At 34.6% G+C, this 13,178-nt stretch carries 11 protein-coding genes, 1 tRNA gene and 2 rRNA genes; 7 read left to right on the top strand and 7 right to left on the bottom strand.

The features are described 5' to 3' along the window. Positions 1-24: 24 nt before the first annotated feature. The 5 genes from rrf (at position 25) to PHS07_02630 (ending at position 4,037) form a co-directional block, all read left to right on the top strand. A 5S ribosomal RNA gene (gene rrf / locus PHS07_02650) occupies positions 25-132 on the top strand. Between the two features lie 152 nt (positions 133-284). Next, positions 285-1,040 (top strand): NTP transferase domain-containing protein, encoded by a 756-nt coding sequence (locus tag PHS07_02645; GenBank protein MDD4607212.1) that lies wholly within the window; start codon positions 285-287, stop codon positions 1,038-1,040. Between the two features lie 9 nt (positions 1,041-1,049). Further along, positions 1,050-2,303: an endonuclease Q family protein gene (locus PHS07_02640; GenBank protein MDD4607211.1), complete on the top strand. Its 1,254-nt coding sequence runs from the start codon at positions 1,050-1,052 to the stop codon at positions 2,301-2,303. Between the two features lie 4 nt (positions 2,304-2,307). After that, positions 2,308-3,129: a tetrahydrofolate dehydrogenase/cyclohydrolase catalytic domain-containing protein gene (locus PHS07_02635; protein MDD4607210.1), complete on the top strand. Its 822-nt coding sequence runs from the start codon at positions 2,308-2,310 to the stop codon at positions 3,127-3,129. A gap of 38 nt (positions 3,130-3,167) precedes the next feature. Then, complete coding sequence (locus PHS07_02630; protein MDD4607209.1) at positions 3,168-4,037, top strand: radical SAM protein; 870 nt, start codon at positions 3,168-3,170, stop codon at positions 4,035-4,037. A 51-nt stretch (positions 4,038-4,088) separates the two neighbouring features. Here PHS07_02630 and PHS07_02625 read toward each other — a convergent pair. The 7 genes from PHS07_02625 to PHS07_02595 all read right to left on the bottom strand — a co-directional run bounded on the left by PHS07_02625 (position 4,089) and on the right by PHS07_02595 (position 9,586). Beyond that, a tRNA-Ile gene (locus PHS07_02625) sits at positions 4,089-4,165 on the bottom strand. 212 nt (positions 4,166-4,377) lie between these two features. Then, positions 4,378-5,863 (bottom strand): 16S ribosomal RNA (locus tag PHS07_02620). A gap of 94 nt (positions 5,864-5,957) precedes the next feature. Continuing rightward, the gene (gene trmD, locus PHS07_02615) at positions 5,958-6,626 is read right to left on the bottom strand and encodes a tRNA (guanosine(37)-N1)-methyltransferase TrmD (GenBank protein MDD4607208.1); all 669 of its coding nucleotides are present in this window, start codon (positions 6,624-6,626) and stop codon (positions 5,958-5,960) included. 65 nt (positions 6,627-6,691) lie between these two features. Beyond that, positions 6,692-7,009, bottom strand: a complete 318-nt coding sequence (locus PHS07_02610) for a KH domain-containing protein (protein ID MDD4607207.1) — start codon at positions 7,007-7,009, stop codon at positions 6,692-6,694. A 145-nt stretch (positions 7,010-7,154) separates the two neighbouring features. After that, on the bottom strand, positions 7,155-7,715 hold the full coding sequence (gene rpsP / locus PHS07_02605) for a 30S ribosomal protein S16 (protein ID MDD4607206.1): 561 nt from the start codon (positions 7,713-7,715) through the stop codon (positions 7,155-7,157). A 70-nt stretch (positions 7,716-7,785) separates the two neighbouring features. Next, positions 7,786-8,982 carry a tyrosine--tRNA ligase gene (gene tyrS / locus PHS07_02600; GenBank protein MDD4607205.1) on the bottom strand — a complete coding sequence of 399 codons (1,197 nt, stop codon included), beginning with the start codon at positions 8,980-8,982 and terminating at the stop codon, positions 7,786-7,788. A 73-nt stretch (positions 8,983-9,055) separates the two neighbouring features. Beyond that, complete coding sequence (locus tag PHS07_02595) at positions 9,056-9,586, bottom strand: YdcF family protein (protein MDD4607204.1); 531 nt, start codon at positions 9,584-9,586, stop codon at positions 9,056-9,058. Positions 9,587-9,727: 141 nt separating this feature from the next. Between PHS07_02595 and PHS07_02590 the strand changes: the two genes are divergently transcribed. Together PHS07_02590 and PHS07_02585 are read left to right on the top strand one after the other, a co-directional pair. Further along, on the top strand, positions 9,728-12,655 hold the full coding sequence (locus tag PHS07_02590) for a PBP1A family penicillin-binding protein (GenBank protein MDD4607203.1): 2,928 nt from the start codon (positions 9,728-9,730) through the stop codon (positions 12,653-12,655). A gap of 69 nt (positions 12,656-12,724) precedes the next feature. Further along, a complete protein-coding gene (locus PHS07_02585; protein MDD4607202.1) occupies positions 12,725-13,135 on the top strand; it encodes a hypothetical protein in 411 nt (136 codons plus the stop codon). Positions 13,136-13,178 lie beyond the last annotated feature (43 nt).

The following is a 13,178-nucleotide window of genomic DNA, read 5'->3' as shown; positions in this document are numbered from 1 at the left end:
TATTATTTATTTCAGTGCAGAATTTCCGGTACCTCTAGCGAAGGGGTTACACCTGTTCCCATCCCGAACACAGCAGTTAAGCTCTTCAGCGCCGATGATACTCTTTATGGGGAAAGTAGGTCGGTGCCGGGTATTGTGCACTGAAAAATTTAAGAGAAAATAAAAAGACCCGTTAATAACGTTTTTTAACGCTACTCACGGGTCATCATCAGGCTTATTTAGCCTATTTTTTATTTGAAATTAATCTTAATCCAAGTTATAATATTATAATTAACTTAAATTTTATGACTCAAGTTGTTATTTTAGCGGCTGGCAAAGGCAAGCGCATGCAATCTGATTTACCTAAAGTCATGCACACTTTAAATGGCCAGCCGATGATTGATTATTTAATTCAAAGCGTAATTAATTCTGGTTTAACTTCTAAACCAATTTTAATTATTAATCCTGAAAGCGACTTAATTCAACAACATCTAAGTGATAAATGTTATTATGCTATCCAGTCTCAACAGCTTGGCACCGGCCATGCTTTGGCTTGTGCTAAAGATTTGTTAATTCAACAATCTATCGATAATGTGGCAGTTTTAAATGGCGATGGTCCACTTGTTAAAACAACTACTCTGCAAAAATTACATCAAATTCATCAAGAACATCAAAGTGTTTTAAGCATGTTAACTGTTAAAGTGCCTAATTTTGAAAATCAATGGCAAACCTTTGAAAAAGGTGGACGCATTTTGCGTAATAATCAAAACCAAATTATTGGCATTAGAGAATTTAAAGATGCCACCGATGACGAAAAACAAATTACCGAAATTAATCCCAGTTTATTTATGTTTCAAACCGACTGGCTATGGAAAAATATTGATCAATTAAATAACCAAAATAATTCCAACGAATATTATATTACCGATTTGGTTGGCTTAGCAATTCAACAAGGACATCAAATTCCAACTGTTCAAATTCCGCCCGAACAGGGTATAGGTATTAATACTCAAGAACATTTGAAGCTAGCTGAACAAATTTTAAATCAAAATCTTTTTTAAAAATCATATATGCAATTTATTGCCGACCTCCATATTCATTCAAAATACTCTAGAGCAACTTCAAAAAATTCTGATTTAAAAAATCTAGACCAATGGGCAAAAATTAAGGGCATTGATATTTTAGCTACTGGCGATTATACTTTTCCAGCTTGGTTTAATGAGATTAAAACCAAACTTCAACCCTTAGATAATGGTTTATTTATTTTAAAAAAGCCCATCGCCCAACCTGACAAAAAACTCTATTTTATTTTATCAACTGAGATTAGTTGTATTTATAAAAAAAACGATCAATGCCGTCGCATCCATGTTTTAATTTTATTTCCTGATTTAAAAAGTGTTAAAAAATTTAATGTTAAATTAGATAAAATTGGTAATATTAAATCTGACGGCCGCCCCATTCTAGGTTTAGACGCTAAAGTTTTGGCCCAAATCGCCTTGGAAATTAATGATCAAGCTTTAATTATTCCAGCTCATATTTGGACACCATGGTTTTCACTTTTTGGTTCTAAATCAGGCTTTAATTCAATCGAGGAATGTTTTGAAGATTTAACTCCGTATATTTTTGCAGCTGAAACCGGCTTATCATCAGACCCAGCCATGAACTGGCAATGGTCACATTTAAATCGTTTAAGTTTAGTTTCTAATTCCGACGCTCACTCGCCAGAAAATTTAGGTCGTGAAGCCAATGTTTTTAATTTTGATCAACCTAGCTATGATAATATTTATCAAACTTTAAAAAATAAAGATAAAAATAAATTTTTACATACTCTAGAATTTTATCCTCAAGAAGGCAAATACCACTACGACGGCCATCGTAAATGCAATGTCTGCTTTTCTCCTCAAGAAACTTTAAAAAATAAAGGTATCTGCCCAGTTTGTAAAAAACCGTTGACCGTAGGAGTCTCATATCGCATCACCGAATTAAGCGACCGCCAACCAGGTTTTAAACCCACCAATTCTATTCCCTTTAAAAATTTAATCCCGCTTAAAGAAATTATTGCTCAAGTTTTTAACTGCGGTACTAAAACCAAAAAAGTTGCTCAAGAATATGATAACTTAATTAAACACGGCCAAAATGAATTTAATATTTTATTAGATTTAAATGAAGCTCAGCTAAAAAATATAACCACTCCGGAAATTACCCAAGGCATTTTAAATATGCGCCAAGGTAAAGTTAAAATTCAAGAGGGCTATGATGGAATTTATGGTATAATTAATGTGACCGATTCTATTAATAAAATACAACAAAATAATTTATTTTAATTTTATGGCTCAAGTCGTAGATGGAAAAAAAATAAGTCAACAAATTTTAACCAGACTTAAAAAACAAGTGATTGGTTTAAAAATTAAACCCCATTTAGCTGTGGTTTTAGTCGGCAATGATCCGGCCTCTAAACTTTATGTTAATCGAAAAGCTAAAGTCGCTGAATCAATTGGTATAAAATTTATTTTAGAAAAATTACCGGCCACTATTTCTCAAAATAAATTAATTGTAGCTATTCAAAATTTACAGCAAAAAAATAAGTTACAAGGTTTAATTGTTCAATTACCATTACCATCAAAAATATCAACCGATGAAGTTTTAAATGCTATTCAACCTAATATTGATGTCGATTGTTTAACTGAAATCAACTTAGGAAAATTAATTACTGGCAATTATAATTTTATTCCGCCCACGATTGGAGCTATTTTAGAAATTTTTAAAAGATATAAAATTAAATTAGAAAGTCAACATATCGTTGTTGTTGGTGCTGGTCGTTTAGTCGGCAAACCTTTGATTAATATGCTTTTGAATTCCAAGGCGACAGTAAGTGTCTGTAATGCCAAAACTAAAAATTTAAAAAAAATCACTCAACAAGCTGATATTTTAATCACTGGCGTGGGTAAAGCTAAAATAATTAGCCAAGATTATATTAAAAAAGGTGCCGTTGTTATTGATGCTGGCTCGTCTTTTGTTCATCATAAATGTTGTGGCGATGTTAATTGTGACAAAATTAAACACAAAGCTAAATTAATTACCCCCACCCCTGGCGGTGTTGGTCCTATCACCGTGGCTAAACTTTTGGAAAATACGATTAACAATTGTTAAAAAATATATTACCTAATTTAATTTTTTATTTGTTTGAAGTGAAATTATTAAAATCATTCCGATCTAAAGACGGAAAAACAATTAAATACCTACAACTAACAAACGATAATCACATTATTGAAACCGGGTACTATGATATAGACGAACATATTGTTTGTATTTCTTCGCAAATTGGCTGTGCCATGGGTTGTCTTTTTTGTGCCACAACAAATCCAGACGACTCATCCAACAATAAAAGTTTTATACGTAATTTAAGTTCAAATGAAATAATACAACAAGTGGATAATATTCTCTTACCTTTAAAAAATCTGAAAAAATTTGATGCAAAAAAAATATTATTTTCATACATGGGAATGGGTGAGCCATTTCTCAATTATACAAACACGATAAATAGTATTAAAAAACTTATTGAAAAATTCCCCAATTCCAGAACAACAATATCCACCTTAGGGATTAATCCGACGTTAATGAGAAAACTCGCACACGAAAAAATAAATACCGTTCTAAATCTTCATCTATCGTTACACGCACCAACAGATGCGTTACGCAAAAAAATATTACCAAAAGCACAAAAAATACAACCAGCTCTAAGGGCATTAAAATATTTTTCATCTGTCAAAAACATATCCTCAAAAGTTAACTATGTTTTAATTGCCGGTCTTAATGATTCACCAAAACACGCTTTTGAATTAGCTAATTTACTCAAACCATATCCATTTATAATTAAATTAAGCAATTTAAACGATTTTAATAACTTAAAATCTTCTAGCCAAAAAACTTTTAATCTCTTTAAAAAAATACTTAATACAGAGGGAATAAAAACTTGCGAATTTATTTCAACTGGCACTGATGTTAAAGCGGGATGTGGGCAATTAAGAAGACATTATTATAATAAAAATACTAAATAAAATTTTGTTTAAAAAAAACAAAAAAATGAGCTTAGACTCATTTTTTTTATTTGGTGGGCGCGCGAGGAGTTGAACCTCGGACCTCGTCATTATCAGTGACGCGCTCTAACCAACTGAGCTACGCGCCCAAATTCCTACTTTTAATTTTGTAAAAAATTCAATCGCTTTAAATAAGCAAATAATTAATTTTTTTTATGCTTTTTATATTTTAAACTTATTTATTAAAAAAATCAAGTCTTAAAACTCGATTTTTTTGTTTTTGCTTTAACAACTAGAAAATGACAAGAAACAGATCGACCGTAATACATAACCACTAATTGTGATCGATTTGTCTCCTTAGAAAGGAGGTGATCCATCCACAGCTTCCGCTACGGATGCCTTGTTACGACTTCGTCCCTGTTATCGATCCTACCTTCATCCGACTAATGTCAGCTTTCGGGTATTACCGACTCCCTTGACGTGACGGGCGGTGAGTACAAGACCCGAGAACGTATTCAACGCGCCGTGGCTGATACGCGTTTACTAGCGATTCCAGCTTCATGAGGGCGAATTTCAGCCCTCAATCCGAACTGAGACCAGTTTTGATGGGATTGGCTCCATCTTACGATTTGGCTGCCCACTGTACTGGCCATTGTAGCATGTGTGTAGCCCAGGACATAAGGACCATGCTGATTTGACGTCATCCTCTCCTTCCTCCCTGTTGTTCAGGGCAGTCTCCTATGGTACATGAAACATAGGACAAGGGTTTCGCTCGTTACCCGACTTAACGGTACATCTCACGACACGAGCTGACGACAACCATGCAGTACCTGTCTAACCACTAAGACTTTTCCTTTCAGAAAAGACATAGGATAGATGTCAAGTCCTGGTGAGGTTCCTCGCTTATCGTCGAATTAAACCACATGCTCCACCGCTTGTGCGGGTCCCCGTCTATTCCTTTGTGTTTTAGCCTTGCGGCCGTACTCCACAGGCGGGATACTTAACGCGTTAGCTTTTTTAAAACGACACTGATAGGGTCGATACTACCAATGTCTAGTATCCATCGTTTACGGCGTGGACTACTGGGGTATCTAATCCCATTCGCTCCCCACGCTTTCGTACTTGAGTGTCAGAAACAAACTAGCAAGCTGCCTTCGCCTTTGGTGTTCTTGCTGATATCAACGGATTTAACCCCTACACCAGCAATTCCGCTTGCTTCTTTTGTTCTCTAGCCTAAAAGTTTTCTCAGCTGATCTGGTGTTAAGCACCAGGCTTTAACCAAGAACTTTTTAAACCACCTGCGTACGCTTTACGCCCAATAAATCCGGATAACGCTTGCCACCTACGTCTTACCGCTGCTGCTGGCACGTAGTTAGCAGTAGCTTATTCCTAAGGTACCCTCAATTCCAAAAAGGAACTTGTTCCCTTAGAAAAGTGTTTTACGCCCCGAAGGGCTTCTTCACACACGCGGCGTCACTCCGTCAGCCTTGCGGCCATTGCGGAAGATTCCTGACTGCAGCCTCCCGTAGGAGTATGGCCAGTGTCTCAATGCCATTGAGGCGGGTCGATCTCTCAATCCCGCTACCCGTCGTAGCCTTGGTAAGCTTTTACCTTACCAACAAGCTGATAGGACATAAGCTCCTCCCTAAGCGCCGAAACTTTACTCTTTAAACCAGGGCTTAAAGAGACTATCAGGTATTATCCCAGATTTCTCCGGGTTATGCCTGTCTTAGGGGTAGATTACTAATGTGTTACTCACCCGTCTGCCTCGTATAAATACGAACGACTTGCATGCCTTAGGTACGCCGCCAGCGTTAATCCTAAGCTAGGATCAAACTCTCATAGAATAGAATATTGTTTGATTTAATTTGAACTATTTCTTGTCATTTTTCAGTTGTTAAAGTTCTTACCAATATATATTAATGTTTATTTAAAATCATGTCAAGTGTTTTGGCTGTGTTTTTCTTGCCAAAGTTGAATAGCTTGGTGATTACCAGATAATAACACTTGAGGAACTTTTAATTCTTTTTTAAAACCTTTTTTATTTTTAAAAATAATTTTTCCTGGTCGAGTATATTGTGGATATTTTTTATAACCCGGCCGATAAAATGTATCGCGCTTAAATGATTCCGCTTTTCCTAAAACTCCTGGAATTAAACGGCTAATTGTGTCGACTACTATCATAGCTGGTATTTCTCCGCCTGTCAAGACGTAATTACCGACAGAAATTTTTAAATCTACCAACTTGTTTATCCGCGCATCTAAACCCTCATAATGACCGCAAATCATAATCAATTGATCTAATTTACTTAAACCCTGAGCTTGCCGTTGAGTAAATTCTTTTCCGCCTGCTTCAAACAAAATAACTTTACTTTTAGACTTACGTTTAATTCGGCTTAATGTCCGATAAACCGGTTCGAATTTTAAAACCATACCGACCCCACCGCCGTAAGGTTTGTCATCAACCGTATGATGTTTATCTGTTGTAAATTGACGGATGTCGTGTAAATTAATTTTAATTTTTTTATTGGCCTGAGCTTTTTTTAAAATACTTGAATTAAAATACGATTCAAAGGCCTGTGGAAAAATTGTTAAAATATCGAATTGCATTTTTCAGTTAAACAAAAACCGTAACGCTAAGCATTACGATTTTTGTTTTATATTTAAATGGACGTTTATAACTTTAAATCGTCAACACTGTCAACTTTTTCTTCAGTAGCTGGTTTAACAGCTCTTTGTGAACCTTCTGGTTCTTCAATTTTCAAGTTGACACGAGCATTGTTTTTAGCTCCGATAATGCGAATAAGAGTTCTCAATGATCTGGCTACTTGGCCTGAACGACCAATAACTTGACCCATATCCTCAGGATTAACCTTGAGTGAAAGTAAAACTCCCATTTCATCGACGGTTCTATCAACAACTACATCTTTAGGATTGTTGACAATAGCTTTAACTATATATTCAACAAATTCTTTATCTTGTACTTGAGTCATTTTTCTTAACTTACGGAAATAATTAAATGATCAAACTGTCGACCTAAGATTCTCGCTGAAAGTCAGCGATACTTCTTAACAGCTATCATACATATATACTAGCAAAATATCAAATACCTGTCAATTGAAACCTGTGGAGAAAATGTTAATTATTTTCTGATGTTTCTGCTGGTGCTGATTGATCTTTTTGATCGGTGACCGGTGTTTCATTTTTTTCAGCTGTTTCAACTGGAGCTTCTTGAGTTAAATTAGATTCAACTACTGGCTCTGCATTTTCTAAATTCTCAGCTGAAATTTCAGCAGTTGTTTCGGCTGGTATCTCCTCGGTTATTTTTTCTGCAATTTGATCCTTATTCTCATCTGGCGTATTCGTAATGCTTGGAGTTTCCGTCTTTGTGGTTTTTTCTTCTGTAGTCGTCTCGGCCTCTGCTTGTTTTTTGCCTCGCGTAGCTTTTACTTTAGGACCATCAATTACTTTTTCATCGACTAATAAATTATGAACTGTCGGTGAAGCTTGTGCGCCATTTGATAACCAATATTTAATTCTATCAGCTTTTAATTCTTTTTGACTAGGATTTTGACGTGGATTATAAAAACCCAAGCTTTCAATAAAGCTTCCTTTCATGTCTCGATGCTGTTCAGAAACTACCAAACGATAAGTTGGTTGTTTTTTCTTGCCAAAACGCATTAAACGAATTTTTAACATAAATATCTTTTTTTAGTTAATAAAAAATCCAGTTAACCTGAATAAATTTATTTTAGCGTATTTAAAAAATTTAGTCAAGGACTAACCTAACAAACTGTCTTTTACCAACCTGTAAAACCATATTATTTTTAATTTCAATTTCATCAATCCCATTCACAACTTGTTGATCAATCTTAACCCCTTTTTGTTCAATTAAGCGTCTGGCTTGCCCTTTGCTTTTAACTAAACCCGTTGCAACTAATAAATCTAAAATGTCCATTGAGCTGTGTTGAACTTTAAATTCAGACATCTCATCGGGCAAATCTTTATTTTTAAAAATTTTAGCAAATTCTACTTCGGCTTGTTTGGCTTTATCAACTCCGTGATAAAAGGCTACCACCTCTAAGGCTAGTTTAATTTTGTAATCGCGTGGATTAACCCCACCATCCATGGCTTGTTTGAATTTGGTAATTTCTGCCAGATCTAACCGCGTGCACAATTCAAAACCCGGCAAAATCATCTCATCTGGCCAGCTCATTATTTTACCAAACATCTCTTGGGGACTATCTTTTAAAGTAATCATATTGCCCTCAGTTTTACCCATTTTCTTGCCAGTTGGATCTTCTAACAATTTGGTAGTTAAAACAAATTTTTCTTTGTCTTTCAATTTTTTCATTAAAGTTCGACCAGCTAGCATATTAAACATCTGATCATTGCCACCAATTTCACCATCAACTCCCATGGCGACTGAATCGTAAGCTTGCATTAATGGATAATATAATTCGTTTAAATATAAATCTTTTTCTTTTTCCATCCTTTTTTTAAACATATCACGATTTAAAGTTTGTTGAACCGTAAAGTGTGTTGATAATTTTAAAAAATCAACTAATTTCATTTTATTCCACCACCTCGAATTATATTCAAACTTAGTCTGTCTTAAATTTAAAATTTTGCTAATTTGTTTTTTATAATTTTTAGCATTATTTTTAACTTGTTGGTAAGTTAATATTTGACGCGCTTCTTGTTTGCCGGTCGGATCACCAATTTGTCCAGTAAAATCACCAATTAAAACAATTACTTGGTGTCCTAGTTCCTGAAATTCTCTCATTTTCATCAATGGAATAGCATGACCTAAGTGTAAGTCTGGTCCCGTTGGATCAATACCTAGATATAGTTTTAATTTTTGGCCTGATTTTAATTTAGATTCTAAAAAATCGGCTGATGGATAGATATTTTCCACGCCTCGGGTTAATAAATTTTTGATTTTTTGATTGTTTGTTGATATCATATATTTTAATTATATCAATAATTGGCTTTAAAAACAAGCCAATTTAAAAGGTCTCGCTAGAAGCGAGACCCTGTTAATCCTGTTTTTGTCGACGTGAATCACGATTTTTCTTGGCTAAAAACTTCGTGCCTTTTCTGTCATACAAATGATAGAGCAAGTAACCCCATTCTCTCAACCAATTTTTGAAAGAATTTTTATATTTAACCGGACAAATCCCAACTAGCAAGCCATAACCATACAAGAAAGTAATCCACATTCGCATAGCGTGTTGCTGTTGAGTTACAACTGTAATTTCATAGTCTGACTCTAGATCTAAAATTTTTTGAAGACTTAATCTTATGTTTTCAAAAGTGTCTAAAGATTGATCTTCAATTATAATATCAGAGGCAGAAACGCCATTTTCCTCAAACCATTGAGCCATTAAAGTTCCGGCTGGCTGAGTTTGTATTTTGGGTTTAGAACAAATTCCACCAGTCACTAAAACTTTACTATAGACCCCTGTTTGCCAAAGTTCTAAAGCCTTTTTACATCTCAAGAGTGTATCAGTCCCCTCTAAACAATCAACTGGATTAATTTTGCCACTTGGCACTAATAATATTTTCACGTTAACTCCTAGTTTTTTTATTTGAAAGATCAAAAAATATTTTTTATTTAAAACCAAGTTATCATATTTTAAAAAACATGTCAAGATTAAATATTTTCAACTAAGCTATTTTCTGCTATAATATTATAATTAAATTTTTATATGCCCATACCTCAATTATCATCATCTAAATCACCGCGCGACTGGAGTAAACGTCAAATCAACCAGCGTTCAAGTTTTATTCCTCATAAAAAAAGACCCAACGCGCCTAAAACTTTTAATTATAAATATCGCCGACCAGGCAGTTGCCGATCTAATTTTAAAATTAGCCCTCAATTAATTAAACGTCTAATTCCTGTTGGTTTAATTTTATTTCTCATTGCCACAATTTTTTTACTCGGTGCTTTTGCTTGGTATAGCCGCGATTTACCCGACCCCAACCATCTATTAGATCGCTCAGTTGCTCAAAGTACTAAAATCTATGACCGCACCGGTGAACATGTTTTGTATGAAGTTCATGGTGATCAAAAAAGAACATTGTTAGAACTAGACCAAATCCCCGATTATGTAAAATGGGCCACGATTGCCGCCGAGGATAAAGATTTTTATCATCACAAAGGTTTCAGCTTGTGGGCTATTTTTCGTACCGCCATTACTAATGTTTTAAAAGGTCAAACAGCTGGCGGCTCAACTTTAACCCAACAATTTGTTAAAAATGCTATTTTATCCAAAGAAAAAACTTACAGTCGCAAAATCAAAGAATTAATTTTATCTTATCAAATTGAAAAAAAATTCTCCAAGGATGAAATTTTAAAAATGTATTTAAACGAAATCCCTTATGGCTCAACGGCTTATGGTGTTGAATCGGCGGCTCAAACTTTTTTACATAAATCCACAACCGAATTAACCCTGGCTGAGGCCGCTACCCTAGCTGCCATGCCTCAATCTCCAACTTATTATTTTAATAATCAAGATGTTTTACTTGGTCGGCGTAATCATATTTTAAACTTAATGGCTAAAGAAGATTACATAACCAAAGATGAAGCCAAGCAGGCTCAAGATGAAATTATGGAAATTAAAACGCCACGAGAAAATATTGATGCACCGCACTTTGTCATGTATATTAAAGAACTTTTAACTAAACGCTATGGCGAACGTACTATTGAAAATGGTGGTTTTAAGGTTTATACAACTTTAGACTTTGATAAACAAAAAATGGCTGAAGAAATTATTCAACAAGAAATGGAAAAACGTGGCGAGCAATATAATGCCAGTAATGCTGCCATGGTTTCACTCAATCCTAAAACTGGTGAAATTTTAACCATGGTTGGCTCTAAAGATTTTTTTAATGAAGAAATTGATGGCCAAGTTAATGTAACTTTACGCCCTCGTCAACCAGGTTCGTCCTTAAAACCCTTTGTTTATACTCTAGCCTTTGATAATGGTTATCAACCTGAATCAATTCTTTTTGATTTAGAAACTAATTTTGGCTCCAGTGGTGATGGTGGTAATTATATCCCCCACAATTACGACACTGAAAGTCATGGTCCAGTTTCCTTACGTCAAGCTTTAGCTGGCTCATTAAATATTCCAGCAGTTAAATTGTTATATTTGGTTGGCCCAGAAGATGTTTTAGATTTATTAAAAGACTTCGGTTATTCTACTTTAAAATCAGCTGAGCACTATGGTTTAAGTTTAGTCCTCGGTGGTGGCGAAGTTAAACTTCTTGAACACACCGCTGCTTATGGTGTTTTAAGTCAAGAAGGATTAAAATATGACACTCAGGCTATTTTAAAAATTGTAGATGATAAAGATGAAATTTTGTTTGAATTTAAACCCGAAGAAGCTAAATCCAAACGTGTTTTAAATAAAAAAACAGCTCAAATTATTAATAATGTATTATCTGATAATCAAGCCCGCGCTTATGTTTTTGGTTTAAACTCTTCTTTACAACTTGGCGATCGCCCGGTTGCAGCTAAAACCGGTACCACCAATGATTATCGCGATGCTTGGACAATTGGTTACACTCCCTCGTTGGTGACTGGCGTTTGGGTGGGTAATAATGACAACTCTGAAATGAAACGAGGGGCTAGTGGTAGCGTCATGGCTGGACCAATTTGGCACAACTTTATGCAACAAGCTTTAGAGAAACAACCAATTGAAAAATTTTCTGATATGCCAGACTTACCAGAAATAGATAAGCCGATGTTAAACGGTCAAATTGGTAATGAGCAAATAGTTAAAATTGATAAAATTTCTGGCAAATTGGCAACGGATTTTACCCCTGTCAGTATGATTGAAGAAAAAACCTATTTTGATGTCCATAGCATTCTGTATTATGTAGATAAAAACGATCCACTCGGTCCTGCTCCGGATAAACCCGAAAAAGATTCTCAATTTGAAAAATGGGAAGAGACTATTCGCCATTGGGCTGAAGAGAATAATTATAACCAAGAACAACCACCCACCGAATATGATGATGTCCACATACCTGGTAGTCAACCTGAAATTCAAATTATCTCACCCCAAGCCAATAACACGTTTAATGAAACCATTCAATGTCAAGCAACAGCCAATGCCAAACAAGGAACCATTTCCCGGGTTGAATATTATGTTGATAATCAATTTATTGGCGCTTCTAAGTCCCAACCTTACTACATGTTAAATACCAACGCTTTTAATTTATCATCCGGGCAACATATCTTAAAAGCCGTTGCTTATGATCAATTTGACAACAGCGCTAGCCAAGAAGTTAATTTTAATTATACTAATAATAGTTATAATATTAATCAACCTACAGTTTTTTGGTTTAACCCTCAAGCTAATCAAACTTTAAATTCAACTGACTTCCCCATAAATATTTCGGCCTCAGTTAGTTTTAATCGACCAATCTATCAAATTAAATTCTATTATCAAACCGGCGATCAAACTAATTTAATTGGCACCTTAACGAATCCCGAATCTTTGTCACATTTATATTTAACCTGGCCAGAGGCCCCTTCGACTGGCAATTATCAGCTCTATTTAGAGGTGGTTGACAATCGCCAAAATACTTATGTTAGTCCTAAAATAAATATTACTCTAAAATAAAAAAATTGACATTAAAAATAAAAAAGCTTAATATAAATTAATATTAAAAAACTTTAAAAAATTAAACACATGAACGAAACATTAATCAAAATCAAAAATGCTAATAAAACTAAATTAGTAACAGTTGCCCTAGTTAGCCTAGCGGTTATTGGCTCTGTCGCTGCTGGCCTTCTTTTGGCTAATAAAATAAAAAATACCAGAGTAGATCGTCTTTATGGTTATTCTTATGGTTATACTTTACCTTATAGTTGTATAAATTTACCACCCTTAAAAGGGGATGCTAATTGCAATGGTAAATATGACAAAGAAGATTTTAATCTTATTCAGACTTTTATTAAAAACCAGACTTCTGCCAAAAAGAAGGAAGTGAATGCTAAAAAATCTTGCGTAGCTGAATGTTTTATTAAAGCAAATGATATGAATTCTGACCATTTTATTACTGTGAAAGACGCTCAACTAGTCAAAAAACTTATCCGCTAATTTTACCATCAAAAAAAGAAGTTTTTTAAAAAACTTCTTTTTT

It is taken from the genome of Patescibacteria group bacterium, assembly GCA_028707495.1.
GTDB lineage: Bacteria > Patescibacteriota > Patescibacteriia > UBA2591 > JAQWAS01 > JAQWAS01.
Note: the sequence above shows the minus strand (reverse complement) of the source record. Positions and strands in the feature narration are given on the sequence as shown.